At 67.6% G+C, this 20,436-nt stretch carries 18 protein-coding genes; 9 read left to right on the top strand and 9 right to left on the bottom strand.

What is annotated here, in order from left to right:
- Nucleotides 1-23: 23 nt before the first annotated feature.
- The 3 genes from EV645_RS18830 to EV645_RS18820 are packed head-to-tail and all read left to right on the top strand — an operon-like array spanning nt 24 to nt 4,126.
- Entirely contained in the window at nt 24-1,343 is a 1,320-nt protein-coding gene (locus EV645_RS18830; RefSeq protein ID WP_130445186.1) for an L-fuconate dehydratase, read from the top strand.
- Complete coding sequence (locus EV645_RS18825; RefSeq protein ID WP_130445185.1) at nt 1,340-2,089, top strand: FadR/GntR family transcriptional regulator; 750 nt, start codon at nt 1,340-1,342, stop codon at nt 2,087-2,089. The genes EV645_RS18830 and EV645_RS18825 overlap by 4 nt, the downstream gene beginning before the upstream one ends.
- Before the next feature lie 6 nt (nt 2,090-2,095).
- Nucleotides 2,096-4,126, top strand: coding sequence for a glycoside hydrolase family 36 protein (locus EV645_RS18820; protein ID WP_130445184.1), 2,031 nt, complete (start codon nt 2,096-2,098; stop codon nt 4,124-4,126).
- A 5-nt stretch (nt 4,127-4,131) separates the two neighbouring features.
- Here the strand turns inward: EV645_RS18820 and EV645_RS18815 are convergent, their stop codons facing one another.
- Entirely contained in the window at nt 4,132-5,139 is a 1,008-nt protein-coding gene (locus tag EV645_RS18815; RefSeq protein ID WP_130445183.1) for a LacI family DNA-binding transcriptional regulator, read from the bottom strand.
- A 301-nt stretch (nt 5,140-5,440) separates the two neighbouring features.
- Between EV645_RS18815 and EV645_RS18810 the strand changes: the two genes are divergently transcribed.
- From EV645_RS18810 to EV645_RS18785, 6 genes are all read left to right on the top strand, one after another.
- Nucleotides 5,441-6,751, top strand: coding sequence for an extracellular solute-binding protein (locus EV645_RS18810; protein WP_130445182.1), 1,311 nt, complete (start codon nt 5,441-5,443; stop codon nt 6,749-6,751).
- Between the two features lie 4 nt (nt 6,752-6,755).
- Nucleotides 6,756-7,658 carry a carbohydrate ABC transporter permease gene (locus tag EV645_RS18805; RefSeq protein WP_130445181.1) on the top strand — a complete coding sequence of 301 codons (903 nt, stop codon included), beginning with the start codon at nt 6,756-6,758 and terminating at the stop codon, nt 7,656-7,658.
- Entirely contained in the window at nt 7,658-8,548 is an 891-nt protein-coding gene (locus EV645_RS18800) for a carbohydrate ABC transporter permease (protein ID WP_130445180.1), read from the top strand. The genes EV645_RS18805 and EV645_RS18800 overlap by 1 nt, the downstream gene beginning before the upstream one ends.
- Nucleotides 8,545-9,993, top strand: a complete 1,449-nt coding sequence (locus EV645_RS18795; RefSeq protein ID WP_242000502.1) for a glycoside hydrolase family 5 protein — start codon at nt 8,545-8,547, stop codon at nt 9,991-9,993. Before EV645_RS18800 ends, EV645_RS18795 begins: the two co-directional genes overlap by 4 nt.
- Nucleotides 9,994-10,000: 7 nt before the next feature.
- A complete protein-coding gene (locus tag EV645_RS18790) occupies nt 10,001-12,112 on the top strand; it encodes an alpha-L-arabinofuranosidase (protein WP_130445179.1) in 2,112 nt (703 codons plus the stop codon).
- An 83-nt stretch (nt 12,113-12,195) separates the two neighbouring features.
- Entirely contained in the window at nt 12,196-12,978 is a 783-nt protein-coding gene (locus EV645_RS18785; protein ID WP_130445178.1) for a FadR/GntR family transcriptional regulator, read from the top strand.
- On the opposite strand, the gene EV645_RS18780 is transcribed toward EV645_RS18785, so the two are convergent.
- The 8 genes from EV645_RS18780 to EV645_RS18745 form a co-directional block, all read right to left on the bottom strand.
- Nucleotides 12,963-13,799 (bottom strand): amidohydrolase family protein, encoded by an 837-nt coding sequence (locus EV645_RS18780; RefSeq protein WP_198681693.1) that lies wholly within the window; start codon nt 13,797-13,799, stop codon nt 12,963-12,965. The genes EV645_RS18785 and EV645_RS18780 overlap by 16 nt on opposite strands.
- Nucleotides 13,796-14,134, bottom strand: coding sequence for an L-rhamnose mutarotase (locus tag EV645_RS18775; RefSeq protein WP_130445176.1), 339 nt, complete (start codon nt 14,132-14,134; stop codon nt 13,796-13,798). The genes EV645_RS18780 and EV645_RS18775 overlap by 4 nt, the downstream gene beginning before the upstream one ends.
- Nucleotides 14,131-15,312, bottom strand: coding sequence for a mandelate racemase/muconate lactonizing enzyme family protein (locus EV645_RS18770; RefSeq protein WP_130445175.1), 1,182 nt, complete (start codon nt 15,310-15,312; stop codon nt 14,131-14,133). Before EV645_RS18770 ends, EV645_RS18775 begins: the two co-directional genes overlap by 4 nt.
- Before the next feature lie 22 nt (nt 15,313-15,334).
- The gene (locus EV645_RS18765) at nt 15,335-16,237 is read right to left on the bottom strand and encodes a carbohydrate ABC transporter permease (RefSeq protein ID WP_198681692.1); all 903 of its coding nucleotides are present in this window, start codon (nt 16,235-16,237) and stop codon (nt 15,335-15,337) included.
- 2 nt (nt 16,238-16,239) lie between these two features.
- Nucleotides 16,240-17,181: a carbohydrate ABC transporter permease gene (locus tag EV645_RS18760; protein WP_130445173.1), complete on the bottom strand. Its 942-nt coding sequence runs from the start codon at nt 17,179-17,181 to the stop codon at nt 16,240-16,242.
- Between the two features lies 1 nt (nt 17,182).
- Nucleotides 17,183-18,559 (bottom strand): ABC transporter substrate-binding protein, encoded by a 1,377-nt coding sequence (locus EV645_RS18755; protein WP_130445172.1) that lies wholly within the window; start codon nt 18,557-18,559, stop codon nt 17,183-17,185.
- Between the two features lie 99 nt (nt 18,560-18,658).
- Entirely contained in the window at nt 18,659-19,414 is a 756-nt protein-coding gene (locus EV645_RS18750; protein WP_130445171.1) for an SDR family oxidoreductase, read from the bottom strand.
- Nucleotides 19,411-20,430 (bottom strand): zinc-dependent alcohol dehydrogenase, encoded by a 1,020-nt coding sequence (locus EV645_RS18745; RefSeq protein ID WP_130445170.1) that lies wholly within the window; start codon nt 20,428-20,430, stop codon nt 19,411-19,413. The genes EV645_RS18750 and EV645_RS18745 overlap by 4 nt, the downstream gene beginning before the upstream one ends.
- Nucleotides 20,431-20,436 lie beyond the last annotated feature (6 nt).

Genomic DNA, 20,436 nt, shown 5'->3' with positions numbered 1-20,436 from the left:
TATCGCGCTTTGAGAGGCCCGCCATGCGATGCATCACCTCGGTCGAGGTCGTCGATGTCCGCTTTCCGACCTCGCTCAACCGCGACGGATCCGACGCGATGAACAAGGACGGCGATCACTCGGCTGCGTACGTCGTCCTGCACACCGACGACCCCGACCTGGCCGGGTACGGCCTGACGTTCACCATCGGACGCGGTACCGACCTGTGCGCTGCCGCCGCGCGTCAGCGTGCCGAGCCGCTGATCGGCCGTGACGTCGACGAGCTGTGCGCCGACCTGGGCGGGATCTACCGGGAACTGCAGTCGGACAGTCAGTTGCGGTGGCTCGGTCCGGACAAGGGCGTCATCCATCTGGCCCTGGCCGCGGTCATGAACGCGGTCTGGGACCTGGCTGCCCGGCGCGCCGGCGTACCGCTGTGGCGACTGTTGTCCGAGATGTCGCCCGAGGAACTCGTCGAGGCTGCCGACCTGCGGTACCTGTCCGACGTACTGACACCCGACCAGGCGATCAGCCTGCTCGCCCGCCTGGAACCGGGCCGCAAGCAACGAATCGAGGAGCTCGAGACCACCGGCTACCCGTGCTACACCACGTCGGCCGGCTGGCTCGGGTACTCCGATGCCAAGCTGCGCAGGCTCTGCGAGGAAGCCGTTGCCTCCGGCTACAAACACGTCAAGCTCAAGGTCGGCGCGAACCTGGCCGACGACATCCGGCGCTGTGGGATCGCCCGCGAGGTCCTCGGACCGGACGGTCATCTGATGATCGACGCGAACCAGGTGTGGGACGTGCCGGAGGCGATCGAATGGGTCAAGGCGCTGGCCGAGTTCGACCCGCTGTGGATCGAGGAACCCACCAGCCCCGACGACATCCTGGGGCACGCCGCGATCCGGAAGGCCGTTGCTCCCATCGGCGTGGCCAGCGGCGAGCACGGCATGAACCGGGTGCTGTTCAAGCAGATGTTCCAGGCCGGCGCCCTCGACTACTGCCAGCTCGACGCGGCTCGTCTGGGCAGCGTCAACGAGGTACTCGCGGTCTACCTGCTCGCCGCCTCTTTCGACGTACCAGTGTGCCCGCACGCGGGCGGTGTCGGTCTGTGCGAACTCGTTCAGCACCTCGCGATCTTCGACTACGTCGCGGTTTCGGGCAGCCTCGACGGTCGGGTCACGGAGTACATCGACCACCTGCACGAACACTTCGTCGAGCCCTGTGTGGTCCGGGACGGCTCGTACGTGCTGCCCTTCGCGCCCGGTTACAGTGCCGAGATGCACACGGAATCACTCGACACGTATCGCTTCCCGGACGGCGCCTACTGGGCCGAACGCGCGGCTGCGGAAGCACTGCCGTGACCCCGGGCAAGGTCGCCGAACAGCCACGTACTCCCGGCGTCTCCCAGACCGATGTCGTGGTCGAGGGCATCCGGAAACTGATCGTCGACGGCCGGCTCCGGCCCGGCGACCGGCTCCCGGTCGAGAAGGATCTCGCGGCGGCCCTCGGCGTCTCCCGGAACCCGCTGCGCGAGGGGGTCCGCGCGCTGTCGATGATGGGCGTTCTCGAGACCCGGCAGGGCGACGGGACCTACGTCACCAAGCTCGACCCGTCGATGCTGCTGGCCCCTATCGGCTTCGTGGTCGACCTGCAGGACGGTAGCGGAACCACCCACTTGCATTCGGTACGGCGAATTCTCGAGACGGAGGCCGCCGGTGTGGCGGCACTGCGGGTCGGCGTGCCGGAACTCGACGCCGCCGCCGAGCTGCTCCGGCACAACGAGGCCGAACTGTCGCTCGACGAGCCCAACCACGAGACGGTGATCGAGAACGACATCGCCTTCCACCGCATCATCGCGGAGGCAGCAGGCAACCCGGTGCTGACCGCGCTGATCGACGCCCTGGGCGGCCGCACGATGCGGGACCGGCTCCGCCGATCGATCACCCAGCCCGGTGCCGACGAGACCGCCCATCGCGAGCACCTCTCGATTCTCGCCGCCCTGACCGCGCATGACGCGAACCGGGCACGCACCTGGATGTCCGCCCATTTGTTCACGGTCGAGGACTACCTCCTCGAACGAGGTGTCGTGAGCCCGACAACGGAATGAGGCCGTGTGAAGCTGCTGCACTGGAGTACACCTGACCTGGCATTGACCTTCGCCCTCGACGGCGGGCCGGTGCGGCTGATCGCCGTCCGCGAAACAAGCCAACCCGAGCGTCCGGTGCAGGAGACGAGCCAGCCGCTGGTCGAGGTGTCAGCGATCGGGTCCGGGCGGTCGCCGAGCAGCAACAGGCACGTGGAAACCGTGCTCGGCCAAGGGTTGCGGTACATCCGGCACGAGGAGAGCGACCGCGAGCTGCGCATCCTGCAGGAGGACCCTGACTCCGGGCTGCGCGTCACCAGCGTGTTCGAAGCCGGAGCCGGCGTCCGCGCTTGGTCCGAGGCATCGATCGCCGGCCACGGGTCCCTCGAGCTGACGTTCCTGTCGTCGCTCGCCGTCGGCCTGGAGGCAGTCGATGCCGAGCTGTACTCGGCGGACAACAGCTGGATGACCGAGAGCAGATGGTCGGTGACGTCGCTCCGGGCCGGGGCGCTCGCCGACATCGTGAGCGAAGGCCATCGTCACGTCGCCAGGACCCGGCACGCGGTGACCAACTTCGGGTCGTGGTCGAGCGGTGAGCGGCTGCCGATCGGTGTGCTGGTCGACCGAAGTACGCCGTACGCCCTCGGCTGGCAGATCGAGCACAACGGACCCTGGCACTACGAGATCGGCGAAGCCCGGAACGGCGGCTATTTGCTGCTGAGCGGCCCGACCGACCAGGAACACCAGTGGAGCGTGCAGCTCACCGAGGACACGCCGTTCACGTCGGTGCCGGTATCACTCGTCGCCGGGAATGATCGCGACACCACGTTCGCCGCCCTCACCCGCCAACGGCGCGCCGTACGCCGACGGCGCCCTGTCGACGCGCGGATGCCGGTGGTCTTCAACGACTACATGAACACACTGCTGGGCGATCCGACCACGGAGAAACTCTTACCGCTGATCGACGCGGCCGCCGAGGCAGGTGCGGACTACTTCTGTATCGACGCCGGCTGGTACGCCGACGGCGACTGGTGGAACACCGTCGGCGCCTGGCAACCGTCAACGACCCGCTTCCCGAACGGGCTCGCCGAAGTCATCGACCGGATCCACTCACACTCCATGGTTCCCGGCCTCTGGCTCGAACCCGAGGTCATCGGCGTCCGCTCACCGATCGCCACCGAGCTGCCCGACGAAGCGTTCCTCAGCCGCCGCGGCATCCGGATCGCCGAATCCGGACGCTACCTACTCGACCTCCGCAACCCGGCCGCCCGCAAGCACCTGGACACGACCGTCGACCGGCTGGTCGACGAGTTCGGCGTCGGCTTCTTCAAGTTCGACAACAACACCATGACCGGCCCAGGCACCGACACGGGCGGCACGTCCGTCGGCCACGGTCTCCTCGAACACAATCGGGCATTACTGGACTGGCTCGACGGACTCCAGACTCGTCATCCGGACCTGCTGATCGAGAACTGCGCCTCGGGCGCGATGCGGATGGACTACGCGATGCTGTCCCGCCTCCACCTGCAGTCGACTTCGGACCAGGAAGATCCGTTGCTCTACGCACCGATCACCGCGGCCGCCCCGGCCGCCGTGCTGCCCGAACAGGCCGGCCACTGGGCCTATCCGATCACGGGAACCACCCGCGAACAGTTCACGTTCGCCCTCGTCAACGGCATCCCCGGTCGCCTGTACCTCTCCGGGCACCTCAATCGCATGACACCGGACGAGCTCGACCTGGTCCGCTCGGCCCTCGCCGCCCATCGGGACATCCTCAAGAACCTCGACACACTCGAACCCAGCTGGCCTCTCGGCCTGCCCGGGTGGACCGACGAGTGGATCGCGCTCGCCCTCAACGGCCCCGACACCACCTACCTGACCCTGTGGCACCGCTCTCCCGGCCCCGCCACCATCAGCCTCCCCATCCCCCGATCCACGATCACGCCCCACTTCCCCACCGACGACGCCGGCTGGAGCTACACCTGGACCGACGACGACGTACTGACCGTCACCACCGACACCCCTGAACCATCCGCCCGCGTCCTCCGCCTGACCACCTAGCCGTCCTACGCAGGTGGTGCTGTGCTCTCGCGGATCGTGAGCTCGGTCGCCAACTCCAGGCGGCTGGGCTCGCCTCCGTCGGCGCGCCCCTCCACGATCACCTCGACGGCCATCCGGGCCATGTCCACGAGCCGCTGGTGGACAGTCGTCAGCGGCGGAGTCACCCAGTCGCAGGCGGCGAGATCGTCGAACCCCACCACACTGATGTCGTCGGGAACGCGCACACCGCGCGCCTGCAGTGCCTTGTAGGCGCCGAAGGCCTGGAGGTCGGTGCCGGCAAAGATCGCTGTCGGTGGTTCGGCCAGATCCAGCAACTCGAGCGCAGCCGATTCCCCGCTGGGCGGGAAGTGGTCGCCGAAGCGCAGCAGCTCCGGGTCGGGTGTGATTCCTGCGCGTTCCAGCGCCGCGCGGTACCCGCCGAGCCGTGCCTGTGTGCAGAGGAGATTCGGCAACCCGGCGATCATCGCGATCCGACGGTGCCCGAGGCGGACAAGATGTTCGGTAGCGGCCAGCCCGCCGGCCCAGTTGGTCGATCCGATCGAAGGGATCCCCGGCTCGGGATCGCCCATCGGATCGATCAGCACCAGGGGCACACCGAGCGCGTCGAGCCGCTCGCGCTCGGCCGGCCCGAGGTTCGAGACTGCCAGCAGTACGCCGTCGGAGTGCCGTCCGGCGAGGTTGTCGAGCCACCGCTGGGCGTCCGTCTGCGCGCTGTGCACTGCCGACACCACGAGACCGATACCGGCGGCACGGCAGGCCTCCTCCGCTCCGCGGATGATCTCGACGGACCAGGGCGTCGCAATCTCCTTGATCACGAGGTCGACCAGCCCGGCCCTGGGCTGCTTGCCACTCGGACGGCGCTGGTAATTGTGCGCCCGGAGCGCCTCCTGGACACGTTCCCGGGTCTCCGGCGAGACCTCCGCGCGTCCGTTCAGAACCTTGGACACCGTCGGCGATGACACCCCGGCGGTGCGAGCGACGTCGCTGATCTTCACCCGGCTTGATCTGGTCATATCAGCCTCGCAGAAATTTCGGCGCAGTTTCCGACAGCTTACACACCACCTAGGTCAGCCTGAATCGCAGGTAAACACCGCCTCGATTGCGTCGAAGTATTGACGACCAATGGAGTTGGACTTAGCGTTCGAGTCGAAAGATTCGGAAACTTTCACAGCCATTCGAGCAGCAATCTCCGGACCCCATCCGCCGTCCGGTCCCCTGCCGCGCAGGCGCCTCACCGGGCTTTCGCCTGCTCACGTTCAAGCGTCCGTCGCCGGCCACGTCGCAGACGTGGTACGCCGTCGAAAAGGTTCCGTCATGCAACGTTCATTGCGCTACTGGTCCGTCCTGACATCGATCGCCACCGCTACGGCGCTGCTCGCGGCGTGTGGCACCTCCGGCCCCGGCGGAAGCAAGAGCAGCGGCGAGGCCGCGACCGCCTGGATCCTGACCGGACCGACCGAGGCCACCTTCAGAGCCTCGTTCGACACCTGGAACAAGGCCCATCCGGACGAGCAGATCAAGGTGCAGTCGTTCGAGAACGACGCCTACAAGCAGAAGGTCCGCAGCGCCGTCGGCGCCGGTCAAGCGCCGACGCTCATCTTCGGCTGGGCCGGCGGGGTGCTGAAGTCGTACGTCGATGCCGGCGCGGTCGACGACCTGACCAGCGACATCGACGCCAGTACGACCAGCCACTTCCTGCCGTCGGTGACGAAGGTCGGCCAGATCCAGGACAAGCTCTACGCAGTACCCAACAACGGCGTGAAGCCGGCGGTCATCTACTACAACAAGGACCTCTTCCAGAAGATCGGAGCGCAACCACCGGCGACCTGGGAGCAGCTCGTCGGTCTCGTACCGCGGTTCAAGGCCGCCGGGATCGCGCCGATCACGGTCAGCGGACAGGACAAGTGGCCACTCCTGATGTGGGAGGAGTACCTCGTCGACCGCATCGGCGGCCCGGACGTGATGAAACGGGTCCTGGCCAACGCTCCGAACGCCTGGTCGGACCCGGCGTTCATCCAGGCCAACACGATGATCCAGCAACTGGTCGATGCCGGTGGTTTCGTGAACGGCTTCGCGTCGATCTCCACCAAGACCGGCGCGGACGTGGCGCTGCTGTACACGGGCAAGGCGGCGATGAACCTGAACCTGCCCAGCGCCTACCAGACGATCCAGACCGGCGACCCGTCGTTCCTGTCCGGCGGCAAGCTCGGCTACCTGCCCTTCCCCGCGGTTGCCGGAGGCAAGGGAAATCCGAAGAACGTCGTCGGGAACCCCAGCAACTACTGGTCGGTCTCGTCGAAGGCTTCGGACCAGCAGAAGAAGACGGCTCTCGACTACCTGCGCACCGGCCTCGAGACCGACGACTATTCCGAGGCGCTCCTGAAGATCGGCCTCGTCCCACCGACGACCGGCGCCCAGGCCAAGCTCGCATCGTCGTCGAACGGCCCTTACCTGCAGACGATCTACGACGCCGCCCAGCAGGCACCGAACTTCCAGCTCTCGTGGGACCAGGCGCTCGCGCCGGCACAGGGCGACGCGCTGCTGACCAACCTGCAGCAGGTCTTCCTCAAGCAGATCACGCCCGCTCAGTTCTCCGCCAACATGAACAAGACCCTGGGGTCGTGACGGCATGGTGAGCGGCAACTCCACGACGGCGCGCGGCTATCGAGCCGGACCGAGCGTCTGGTGGACCCTTCCCGCGCTCGCGTTCTTCGTGGTGTTCGCCCTCGTCCCCCTGGTCGGCGTGGGGGTGCTCAGCCTGATGAAGTGGGACGGCCTGAGCGCCCCGCGCTGGACCGGGCTGCGCAACTGGACGCACATCCTCTCCGACCCCGTCACCGGCAAGGCGGCGGTTCTCAGTGTGAAGATCATCGTCTTGTCGTGGCTCGTCCAGACGCCGCTCAGCCTCCTTCTCGGCATCTTCACCGCAGGCCGGCAGCGCTACCGCAATGTCCTTGCTGTGCTGTACTTCGTACCGCTGCTGTTCTCGTCCGCGGCCGTGGCGATCGCCTTCAAGGCCATCCTCGATCCGAACTTCGGCATCAGCCGTGCGGTGGGATGGAGTTTCCTGTCCCGCGACTGGCTCGGCGACCCGCAGCTCGTGCTAGCGACGGTGGTGTTCGTCATCGCCTGGCAGTTCGTCCCGTTCCATACGCTGCTCTACCAGGCCGGCGTCCGGCAGATCCCGGCCGTCCTCTACGAGGCCGCCACGATCGACGGCGCCGGTCCGCTGCAGCAGTTCCGGTGGATCACGCTCCCGCAACTGCGCTACACCGTCGTCACGTCGTCGACGCTCATGGTGGTCGGCTCACTGACCTACTTCGACGTCGTGTTCGTCCTGACCGGCGGCGGCCCCGGTTACTCCACCCGGCTCCTGCCTCTCGACATGTACCTCACAGGGTTCACCGCCAACGACATGGGCGGCGCGAGTGTGCTCGCGGCGATCCTCGTCGTCACCGGCTTACTGCTCGCGCTCGGTTTCACCAGATTGTCCGGGTTCAACCGCATGCAGAGTCAGCAGGAAGGAATCTGATGCTGGATCTCGAAACGCCCCTCTCGACATCCGTCCGGAAAGCGCCGGCGCCGCCCCGGCCGGCGCGGTCGCGGCCACACCGCACCAACGTGCCCGGCGCGATCGGCGGCTTCGCGTGGTTGCTGGTCGTGATGGTGCCCGTCTACTTCATCGTCGTCACCACGTTCCGCGGCCAGGCCGGCTTCTTCGCCGGCAACCCGTTCGCGCTACCGACCGCGCCGACGCTCGCCAACTACGCCGAGGTGATCCAGCACGACTTCGTCCGCTACGTCCTCAACAGCGTCATCGTGACCACCGGAGCGGTGGTCGTGACTCTCGCGGTCTCGTTGATCGCGGCCTATGCGGTCGTGCGTGGCCGCGGTCGCGGCATCCGGTTCGTGTTCTCCGTGTTCCTGCTCGGGCTCGCGATCCCCCTGCACGCCACCATCATTCCGCTGTACTACCTCATCACGCGGCTGCGGCTGTACGACAGTCTGCTCGGGCTGATCCTGCCGTCGGTCGCCTTCGCCATCCCGGTCACAGTACTGATCCTGTCGAACTTCCTCCGCGACATACCGCAGGAACTGTTCGAGTCGATGCGGATGGACGGCGCCTCCGAATGGCAGACGCTGATCCGCCTGGCACTCCCCCTGGTCCGGCCGGCCCTGGTAACAGTCGCGATCTACGACGGACTCAACGCGTGGAACGGTTTCCTGTTTCCCCTGATCCTGACCCAGAGCGAGGAACGACGGGTGCTACCCCTGTCGCTCTGGGCATTCCAGGGCGAGTTCACCGTCGCGATCCCCGGCATGCTCGCCGCCGTGGTCCTCTCGACGCTGCCGATGGTCGTCCTGTACGTGCTCGGCAGGCGGTACCTCGTGTCCGGGCTCACCGCCGGGTTCGGCCGATGACCACCGGAACGGGCAACTCCGAGGCGGTACTGCGGGACCAGGTCGCGCTGCGGATGGCAGGCTCCGGGTTCGAGACCCGCAGCGGCCGGCGCGTCCGGCTGCGTGGTGTCGGACTCGGCGGTTGGCTGAGCATGGAGAACTTCATCACCGGCTATCCCGCGACGGAGGACCTGCAGCGCCAGGCGCTCCGCGAGGTGCTCGGCGACAAGGTCTACGACGCGTTCTTCGACCGCTTCTACGAAACGTTCTTCGCCGACGAGGACGCGGCGTACCTGGCCTCGCTCGGTCTCAACTGCGTCCGGATAGCAGTCAACTACCGCCACTTCGAGGACGACGAGCGGCCGAAGGTCCTGAAGGACGAGGGTTTGCGGTTGCTGGACCGTGCGATCGAGACCTGCGCCCGGCACGGCCTCTACACGATCATCGACCTGCACGCCGCTCCCGGCTTCCAGAACCAGCGCTGGCACAGCGACAACCCGACCCACGTCTCGCTGTTCTGGCGGCACCGCGACTTCCAGGATCGCGTAGTGCACCTGTGGGAGGCGCTGGCCGACAGGTACCGCGCCAACGCCTGGGTGGCGGGCTACAACCTGCTCAACGAACCGGCCGCCCCGACCGGCCGCAGTCTCGCCACGTTCTACTCCCGGCTGCACGACGCCGTCCGTGCGGTCGACCCGGACACCGTGATCTTCCTCGACGGAAACCGGCACGCAACCGACTTCGCTCTGTTCGGCGAGCCGCGGCCGAACACCGTCTACAGCGTTCACGACTACGCCCTGGCCGGCTTCGCGGACTCCGGCAAATACCCCGGCGTATCCCGCGGGCGCTACGTCGACCGGGAAACTGTCGAGGCGACGTTCCTGGAGCGCACGCAGTACATGCTTGAGACCGGCACACCGATCTGGGTCGGCGAGTTCGGGCCGGTGTACTCCGGCGATCCCGAGCAGGACGAGTCCCGGTACGCCGTACTCCGCGACCAGCTCGAGATCTACGACCTGTACGGCGCCGGCTGGAGCCTGTGGACGTACAAGGACATCGGGCTCCAGGGACTCGTGCACGCGGCACCCGATTCGCCGTACCTGCGGCAGATCGCGCCGGTGCTGGCCAAGAAGGCACGCCTCGGCGTCGACGCGTGGGGCTCGGTCGACACCGGCGTCCGGCAACTGCTCGATCCGATCGAGCAGACCTTCGACACGGAGTTCCCGGACTTCGACCCGCTGCCGTTCGGCCGACGGCAGTGGATCGCGACCTTGGTCCGGCACATCATGCTCGCCGAACCCCTGGTCGAGGATTTCGCCCGCTCGTTCGCCGGTCTCGGCGTCGAGCAGGTCCAGGAGCTGGCCGACTCGTTTCGGCTCGATCGCTGCCTGACCCGCGATCGGCTCGCCACCGCGGTGCGAGCACCAGAGATTGACCCGTCCACATCAGCGTTGAGGGAAGGTTGAGGACCAGATGGACAGCACGTCTACCGAAAGCAGCGGCATCTCCCGCCGCACCGTGATCCAGGCGACCGTTGCGGCCGGGCTGGCGACCGGTCTGTCGGGCGCCGCCATCGGCACCACCACCGCGTATGCGGCAGATCCGTCGATCAGTGCAGGTATCGACGCCACCCAGAAGTCGGCGCCGATCCTCCCGTACGTCTACGGCGCGTTCATCGAGCACATCGGCACGCTCGTCTACGACAGCCTCTGGTCGGAGGTGCTGGCCGACCGGAAGTTCTACCTCGCGGTCGACCTGCTGAGCCCGAACAGCAGGAAGTGGCGACCGGTCGGCCCGGCCGCGGACGTCACCATGGACAAGCAGGATCCGTACGTCGGCGAGCAGTCGCCGCGCGTCACGCTCAGCAGGTCCGAGACCCGGGGCATCAAGCAGACCGGACTGGGACTTGCCGCCAAGGCGTACGTCGGCCGCGTCGTCATCGCCGGCGACCCCGGCGCGCGCGTCGTCGCGACGCTGACCTGGGGCGACGGTGCGGGGCAGAGCCAGAGCGTCGCGCTCACGGTCAAGAAGGGCTGGCAAACGATCCCGCTGCGGTTCAAGTGCCAGGCCGCGACGACGACCGGCTCGCTGGAGATCTCCGGCACCGGAACGGGAACGTTCCGGGTCGGGGCCGTGTCGCTCATGCCCGGCGACAACGTCAAGGGCTTCCGGAAGGACACCATCGACCTGCTCCGCGGTCTCGGCGGCTTCTGGCGCTTCCCTGGCGGCAACTTCGTCTCCGGCCACGACTGGCAGAACGCGATCGGCGATCCCGACCTGCGCCCGACCACCTTCGACCCCGATCGCAACAACCCGCAGTCCAACGACGTGGGCACCGACGAGTTCCTGGCGATGTGCGACCTGCTCGGCACCGAGCCGTACCCGTGCGTCAACACCGGTCTCGGGTCCGCCCGCGAGGCGGCCCTGCTGGTGGAGTACGTCAACGGCAAACCGGATACCCCGATGGGTCAGCGCCGCGCCGCCAACGGCCACCAGAAGCCGTACGGCGTCAAGTACTGGGCCGTCGGCAACGAGATGTTCGGCTTCTGGCAGCTGGGCTACATGACGCCGGCCCACTACATGATCAAGCACAACCTGTTCGCGGACGCGATGCGGAAGGTGGACCCCTCGATCGCGATCGTCGCGGTCGGCGCCTTCCCGGCCAGCATGACCGTCCACCGGCTGCCGTACTACATCGACCCGAGCAGCCGTCAGATCGTGCAGCCCACGCCGGTGAAGGTCGAGTACGGCTCGCTGACCGACTGGAACCACCGGCTGCTGACGAGCAGCGCCGGCAAGTTCGACATCATCTCCGAGCACTGCTACGGGACCACCCAGCGCTTCGACCTTGACCAGGGCAAGTACATCAATGTGACACCGGCCGAGTCGATGGTGGACTCGTGCCGCCGGGGCGCCAACTACATCAAGTCGGTGCGCGAGAACTGGGAGCTGTACACGAAGGACTTCCCGGAGCTGGTGCAGAACCAGATCAAGGTCAGCATCGACGAGTGGGGCTTCCAGAACGCCAGCGGGATGAAGCAGGTGTTCGGCCTGGCGATGATGCTGCACGAGATGTTCCGGGCCAGTGACTTCCTCACGATGGCGGCCTACACCATGGGTACGTCGTGGCTGTCCTACAACAAGACCGACTCGACATACAGCGCAGCGGGTGTGCTGTTCAAGCTCTACCGGGAGCAGTTCGGCGTCACACCGGTGGCCCTCACCGGCAGCTCGCCCCAGCCGGCACCGACGTACCCGCCCGGTGGCGACCAGCCGAGCGTCAACGCGGGGAGCCCGACGTACCCCGTCGACGCGATGGCCGCGCTGTCGGCCGACGGTAAGACGTTGACCGTGGCAACCGTCAATGCCACCGCCGACGCCCAGGACCTCACCCTGTCGTTCAACGGGTTCAACGCGCGCCCGAACGGCAAGCTGTGGCGGCTCACCGGCACCACCCTCGACGCCGCCAACAGGGTCGGCCAGGCGCCGCAGGTCACGGTCGCCGAGCTGGCCCTCGACACCCGCACAGGGGTGCTGTCCGCGGCGCCGTACAGCGTCGAGATCCGCGCCTTCACCCGCGTCTGACCCCACCCCCAGCCGCCCCCACGGCACCGGCCCCTCCGCTCGGTGCCGTGGGGCCGGCGCCTGCGCGCCGTAAGATCACACGTATGGCGAAAGACCCGGTTCCTTCGGTGCACTTGATTCCGCGACGGCTGCCGGCGGGGCGGCTCGGGGTTTCGGTGGTCGCGGAGCTCGTCGACCTCATCGTCACGGGACGGTTCCAGGAAGGCGATCTGCTGCCTCCGGAGGCACCGCTGAGCGAACATTTCGGCGTGAGCCGGACGGTACTGCGTGAGTCGGTGAAGCGGCTCGAGGAGAAGGGCCTGGTCACGGTCTCGCAGGGTCGCGGCACCCAGGTGCGGGCGCCGGGGTACTGGAACATGCTCGACCCGGTGGTGCTGTCGGCCCTGATCGACAACGACGAGAGCCTCGGCGTCCTCGACGAGCTGACCGTCGTACGTGCGAGCCTCGAGTCGGCGATGGCCGGGGCGGTGGCCGGGTCCCACAACGCCGACGAGCTCCGGCGGCTGGAGAACGCGCTGACCGCCATGCGGGAGAGCGAGTCCGAGACGGACTCCTTCCGGCAGGCCGATGTGATCTTCCACTACGCCGTGATGGAGATCTCCGGCAACCAGCTCGCCGAGAACATCGCCAAGCACATCTACAAACGAGCCGTCGAGTCCAGCCGGTACCAGGGCATCAACCCGCCGGACGCCGTGGCGGTCACCCTCAAGGAGCACGAGGCGATCGTCAAGGCCATCGCGCGCAACGACCGCGCCGGCGCCGAGAAGGCGATGCACGATCACATCCACGGGTCCTGGGAGCGTCGCCGGCTGTCCGACCACGCTCCCCGCCCACGCAGTCGCAAACGAGGTCAGCGGCAGCAGTAGAGGTCGGCAGCGTTGCTGCCGAACACGCGCGCACGCTCCGCCGCGGACAGCTCGCCCAGCAGGCTGTCCACTGCTGCTTTCCACGCCACCGCGCCTCCGCCGAGCTCCACCAGCGGCCAGTCGGAACCGTAGAGAAGGCGTTCCGGTCCGAACGCCTCGAGGGCGATCCGCACCCGGTCGGCGAGATCCTCGGCGCGCCAGGACCCCGGAGTCAAACCGGACACGAGGCCCGAGACCTTGGCGGCGACGTTCGGACGGCGAGCGAGCTCCCGCAGCCCGGCGGCCCAGGCGCGCGTGTCCGCTCCGGGCACCGGCGGGCCGCCCAGATGGTCGAGCACAAAGGACATTCCCTCGTGCCGGCCACTCACGACCGCCGCCTGCGGCAGCTGCCAGTCGCGGACGACGAAGTCGAAACAAAGACCCTCTCGATCCAGCACGCCGAGGCCGAGCGCGACGTCCTCCCGCACGAGCCAATCTGGATCGGGGTCGATGTGTGCAAGATGCCGCACCCCCACCAGCGGAACGGTCGCGTCCCGACGGATCAGGTCGAGCTGCGCTCCGACGTCCGTCGTGAGGTCGACCCAGCCGACCAGACCTGCGACCACGGACGGATCCAGGTGAGCGAGCCGGACGCTCTCCGCCACGCTGTTGCTCGACTGAACGACGACCGCACGATCCAGCCCCGTCGAGGCGAGCATGGCCTTCAGGTCCGACGATCCGAAGTCACGGGCGATCGGCGCCATCGTCTCCGGGTCGATCCAGTCCTGCGGGTCCAGCGCCCGATCCCACAGATGGACGTGCGCATCGATCCGCACGCTCATCCGAGGTGCCACACTTCCTCGATCGGCTGCCACAAGGCGCCCGGGATCCGCTCCTCGGCGATCCGCACCTGGCACGGATCGGTGTGCGTCCACCACTCCTGCGACAACGGGTCGTCCGCGATCCGCTGCATATCCGCGTCGTGGTCCTCGCCGACGTACTCGTAGTACGCGAACAGGATGTCGCCGACGACGAAGATGCTGTAGTTGCGAATGTTGCACTCGGCAAGCTTCTGCTCGACACCCGGCCAGACCTCGCGGTGCAGTGCCAGGTACTCCTCGCGTTTCTCGGGACGTACGCCGACGACCAACGCCCGGCGCTCCGGTGCGCGGGTCACGAGACCGGCCTCAGCGGCACCGCGGGTACGTCGATCACGTCCGGCTCGGCCACCAGCCGCAGAGCAGCGCGCATCGGCCGCACGTGGGGTCCGGTCGAAGCAGGAAGAGTCGGCGCGGAGCCGAGCGGTGACAGCTTCGACTCGTCGACCACGATGCCGATCCCCGGACGGTCGCCCAGGATGATCCCGCCGTCGTCGAACTCCTGGTCGACGTCCAGGCCGACCGGGAAGTGCAGGTCCTGGACCTCGTAGGTCAACAGGTTCGGTACGGCGGCGGCCGCGTGCGCGATCGGATTCGCGTTGTAGGCAACGGGGCTCACCGGCAGGTCGTGGCCGTGGGCCAATGTCGCCACCCGGAGGAAATGGGTGATCCCCCAGACGTTGCCTACCTGGACGACGTCGAGCGCCCCGGCGTCCAGCAACGGGCGGTACTGCTCGAGTCCGGTCAGGTTCTCGCCGCTGGCGATCGCTGCGCGGACCTTGCCGCGGAGCGCAGCCATACCGGCAGCGTCCCATCGGCGGAGCGGCTCTTCCACCCAGGTAAGGTCGATCCGCTCCTCGATGGCGGCGACGTACCGGGCTGCCTGGGCCTGGTTCCACGACTCGTTCGCGTCGAACATCAGCGCGGGCCGGCGGGAGTTGCGGCTGAGCACCTCGCGGGCGATCTCCAGTCGCGGCAGATCCCGGTCGAGGTCACGGCCGCCCTTGAGCTTGCCCGCCTTGAAACCGCGGTCCGCGAACCGGCCGTAGAGCTCACCGAGCTCCTCGTCGGTCAGCCCGTACTCCAGCCCGGACGCGTAGCCGGGAACGAACCGTTCGCGCGCGCCGAGGAGTCGCCACAGCGGCTCCCCGGCCGCCTTGGCCTTGAGGTCCCACAACGCCATGTCGATCGCCCCGATGGTGCCGAACACGGGACCGGAGTGACCGGTCTTGAAGACCCAGTCGAGCATCCGGTCGTACAGCGCGATCACCGACCGCGGGTCCTCTCCCTCGACAGCGGGGAAGACGCGCGCGACATCGTCGTGCGGACCTACAGCCACTCCTTCGATACCGGCGTCGGTCTCGATGATCAGCACGGGGACCGGGGTGGTGTCCCCGCTCTGTACGCCGTTGACGTCGCCGGTGACTCTCCCCCAGTCGTGAACTGTGCTCAGACTGCGGTAACCGGTGATCTTCATAGGTGGTTCTCCTTCAGGGCGGTCATTCCTTGGTGCCTCCCGCGGTCATCCCCGCAACGAGGAACCGCTGGGAGAAGAGGAACACGAACAGCACGGGCAGGATCGAGACGATCGTCGCCAGCGCCAGCGTGGGCAGCTGCACGGAGTCGGATCCTGCCGAGCTGGGGTTGAACGCGGGGGTGGCAGCCAGCAGCGAGGTGAGCCCGACCTGGACCGGGTAGCCGTCGCTGGAGGGCAGCATCACGAACGGCAGGAAGAAGTTGTTCCAGTTCTGCACGAAGCTGAAGAAGGCGACCAACGCGACGATCGGCGCGGCCAGCGGCAGCGCGATCCGCGAGAAGACCTGGAACTCCGTGCAGCCGTCGATGCGGGCAGCCGCCAGCAGGTCGCGCGGGATGCTCGTCGAGAAGTAGATGTAGGTCAGGTAGACGCCGAACGGGAAGAACGACATCGGCAGGATCACCGACAGTGGACTCCCGATCAGGCCGATGCTGTTCAGCTCGAGGAAGATCGGCAGTACCAGCGCGGTGCTGGGGATCAGCATCACGACCAGCGTCAGCACGAGGAGCGCCCGGCGTCCCTTGAACTCCGTGAGCGCCAGCGCGTATCCGGCGGGTACGCCGACGACGAGCGTGATCACGAGGGCGCCGAGCGCGTAGACGGCCGAGTTGCCGATCCAGGTGGTGACCGCGCCGTCCTGGAAGCCGAACAACTGGTGCCAGTTGGCGACGAGGTCGCTCCACGACCCGGCCGAGAACGGGTTCGAGACGATCAGGGCCTTGGCGGACTTGGTCACCGCGAGCAGCAGCCACACGATCGGGATCACGAAGAACAGGACGAACAGAGCCATCACGATTCCCGCGACGGATCGCGTGCTCCACCCGCGGAGGTTCGCGCGGCGGGACTCACTCGAGAGTGCCGACATACTCATTCCTTCTCGAACAGGCCGCCGCGGGTCACGAACACCCACGACAACAGGAGCGCGACCACCAGCAGGAGCAGCGAGATCGCCGCCGCGCCGTTGAAGTCGTTCTGCTGGAACGCGTACTGGTAGGCGAGCTGGTTCAGCGAGTAGTCGTTCGGGACCACCGCGTTGCTGGCCTGACTGAGCAGTTGCGGCTCGACGAACAGTTGCGTGCCCGCCGCCAACGACATCACGCCCATGTACGCGATCCACTTGCGGAGCATCGGCAGCTGGATATAGAGCGCGGTCTGTACGGCGTTCGCGCCGTCGACCCGGGCCGCCTCGATCACCTCGGTGCTGATGTTGTTCAGCGCGCCGTACATGATCACGATCCATCCGCCGGCCCCGGTCCAGAACGCGATGATCGCGAAGATCGCGGGCAGATGCCCGGGCTGGATGACCGCGACGAAGCTGTCGAACCCGAAGGCCTTGAGCAAGCCGCTGACCGGGCTGGCGGTCGGGTCGAGGACGAAGAGCCAGAGCAGCACACTGGACGCCCCGGCCAGCGCGCCGGGCAGGTAGTAGACGAACCGCAGCGCCGTACTCACCCAGCGGACCCGTACGGCGTGTACGAGCAGGGCAAGCCCCACGACGAAGACGACCAACGCGATCAGCCAGATCACCAGGTAGACGGTCACGTGCAGCACGGCCGGCCAGAACCGGAAGTCGCCGAGGACCTTCGTGAAGTTGCCGATGCCGGCGAATCCGCCATCGCCGTTGGTGAAGGCCAGCACCACGGCGTACAGCGCGGGAACGACGCCGAAGGCCAGGGCCAGCAGTGCGTAGAGCGAGACGAAGACGTAGCCGATCCGCGTGCGGCCGGCCGACCGGCCGTTCCGCCGGGCCGGCCGCCGGCGCTCGGAAGCGCCGGCGGTCAGCTGGTCGCTCGGAGGAGCGATGGTCATGTCAGTTCACCGAGTACCCGTCGACCTTGGCCTGGTTCTCGATCGCCTGCTGCCAGGTCGGCAGCAGTTCCACGATCGACTTGCCGCCGGTTACCGCGGTGGTCATCGTCTTCGCCCAGATCGCTTCCTGGCTGAAGATGCCGTAACCCCAGCCGTCCCACACCTGCGAGGCGGCGGTGACGATCGGCTCGAGCGAGGTCGCGAAGTACTTGCTGGACTCCTGCTTGGCGACCCACTTCTCAGCGGCCGGCGCGTAGGCGGGGTAACCCGGTGCGACCTTCACCTGGTAGTCGTCCGCGGTGGTGACGAACTGGACGAACTTCTCCGCCGCCGCGAGGTTCTTCGAGTGGCTGGAGACGAACCATGTCCCGCCACCCACGTTGCCGGTGGCCGGCTTGTCGTCGCCCTTCCACGGCAGCGGCGCGGCGATGCCGAGCTGGCCGGCAGGTACGTTCAGCGACTGCGGGTTGTTGAAGATCGCGCCGGCGTACCAGGCCGGACCGGGCATCATCAGCACCTTGCCGGAGTACTTCTTCACGAACTCCGGGGTGAAGACGCTGACGACCGGGACGGTTGCGTTGCCGCGGAGCGTGTCCAGCATGGACGCGGCCCGCTTGCATTCGGTCGAGTCGGTGTTGACGGTGACCGCCTTGGGCCCGGTGATGCCGTTCGCCTGGCACTTGCTGGCCCAGAGGAAGACCTCCGGCGTCCACGCGTCCCCGGCGGTGCCGATGATGTAGCCGGGGTGCTGCTTCGCCACCTTCTCGCCCAGCGCCTGGTACTCCTCCCACGTGGTGGGAACGGCGTACCCGAACTGGTCCATCAGCTTCTTGTTGTACCAGAGCACGGCCTGCGCGAGGTCGTTGCGGAGGCAGTACACCTGCCCGTCCACGGTGCACGGGTTCAGCGAACCCTCCGTGAACTTCGAGAGCGTGTCGTTCGGCACCAGGCCCTTGTTCAGCACGGCCGCGAAGGCCTGCTTGCCGCCGCTCTTCTGGCTCGCCCACGCGGCGTCGTTGTTCTGGCTGGAGAACACGACGTCCGGCCAGCCGCTGCCGGCCCGGTCGAAGAGCTGCATCTTGGTACGGAACGAGTTCGACCCGTTGGCCGATCCGTCGTACGAGACAACCTGGATCTTGGTGTCCGGGTTGGCCTGCTGGAACGCCTTCGCGGCGGCCTGCCGGTCCGCGTCCACCCAGACCGTGATGGTCGACGAGGTGTCCTGCTTGGCTTCGGGGAAGCCGTTCGACCCGCTCGCCGTGGTGTTACCGCCACCGCACCCGGCGAGGGCCAGGAACGCGGTGGCGGCCGCGCAGATCCCGGCGACGGTCACCGCCGGCCGGCGGCGGAGCTGAACCCCAGTGTGGATTCCGACCATGAGCTGTCCTTGTCTTGTCGACTCCGTTGACGAGTCGGGTTGGATCGGTGATGCCAGATGATAGGGCATACGTATGATGTTTTACCACGGGTCGGCGGGTCAGCGCGCGAGCCAGCCTCCGTCGACCGGAAGGACGGTGCCGGTGACGTACCGGGCGGCGTCCGACGCCAGATACACGGCCGCGCCGGCGATGTCTTCCGCCGTACCCCAGCGACCTGCCGGGATCCGTTCGAGGATGGCCCGCGCACGGTCCGGGTCATCCCGCAAAGCTTGGGTGTTGTCGGTCGCGATGTAGCCGGGAGCGATACCGTTCACCGTCACGCCGCGCCCTGCCCATTCGTTGGACAGCGCTCGAACCAGGCCTAGCGCGCCGGACTTGGCGGCCGCGTAGCCCGGCACGTTGATCCCGCCCTGGAACGAGAGCAGCGAGGCGGTGAAGACGATCCGGCCGTACTCCGCCTGCAGCATCCGCCGCCCGAGAATCTGGCTGAGCACGAACGCACTGGTGAGATCTACCTCGAGCACCTCATCGAACCAGTCGAGGGGATGCTCGGCCGCGGGCGCGCGGCGGATGGTCCCGGCGTTGTTGACCAGGATGTCCACCTGACGGCCGTCAAGCGCTTCGGCGAAGTCGGTCACCTGGTCGCGGTCGGCGAAGTCCACCCGGTGCCCGGAGAAGTCGCGGCCGAGCTCGCGCACGCGGTCGCCGATCGCGGACGAGGCAGGGTCCAGCGTGGCTGACACACCGATGATGTCGGCGCCGGCGGCGGCGAGCGCCTCCGCGACAGCAAAGCCGATCCCGCGCTTCGCGCCCGTCACGACAGCGAGCCGCCCGGTCAGGTCGAAGGGATTCATGAGGCGTTCAGCTCCACCAGCAGCTTCATCGCCTGTCCTGCCTCAAGCACCCCGAAGGCCGACTCCACCTCAGCCAGCGGTACGACGCCTGTCACGAGCTTCGCCACCGGAATGGTGCCGTCGGCAACAAGTTCCGCGGCGCGCTCGAAGTCAGCCCGCTGGTACACCCGCGCACCGAGGATCCTCAGCTCTCGCCAGAACACCCGATGGAGATCGAGCGGCTGCGGTTGCGGGTGGATCGCCACGACGACAAGGGTTCCGCGTACCTTGACCAGATCGGTGGCGGCCCGAACGGCAGCGGCAGCGCCAGACACTTCGAACACCACGTCGGCGCCGGCACCGCCGGTCCACTCCTCCACCCATGCGGCCTGATCGACCGACGAGGGGTCGATCGTCCTGAGTCCGAGCTCGGCGGCAGCGGTCCGGCGTGCCGGATCGATCTCCGCGACCACAACCTCGGCACCGAGCGCGGCCGCGACGGTAGCGATCAGCACACCGATCGGGCCGGCGCCGATGACGACTGCCTTGTCGCCGGCCGCGAGCTCCGACCGCCGTACGTCGTGAACCGCGACGGCGACCGGTTCGACGAGGGCGGCGTCTCGCAGCGACACCCCGGACGGCAGCCTCACCAGCGTTGACGCCGGGACGTTCCAAAACTGCTGCAAGGCACCAGGGCTGTCGATACCGATGAAGTCCAGGTGCTGGCAGATGTGCTGGTTCCCCGCCCGGCAGGCCGGACACGTCCCGTCCCAGACGAGCGGCATGACGGTCACCGGGTCACCGATCGACCACCCCTCGACGCCGGGTCCGAGCGCCGCGACCGTGCCCGACATCTCGTGCCCGATGGTCGCCGGCATGCTGACGCGAGCGTCCATGTCGCCGTGGAACACGTGCAGGTCGGTGCCGCACAGACCGACGTACGCGACGGCGATCCGGACCTCTCCCGCGCGGAGGTCGGCCGGCTCGCGCTCCTCGAGCGCCATCGTCCGGCTCCCCACGTAGTTGACCGCGAACATCGCTGT

Source organism: Kribbella rubisoli (genome assembly GCF_004217145.1).
GTDB lineage: Bacteria > Actinomycetota > Actinomycetes > Propionibacteriales > Kribbellaceae > Kribbella > Kribbella rubisoli.
The sequence above is the reverse complement of the archived record's forward strand: the minus strand, read 5'-3'. Positions and strand labels throughout refer to the sequence as shown.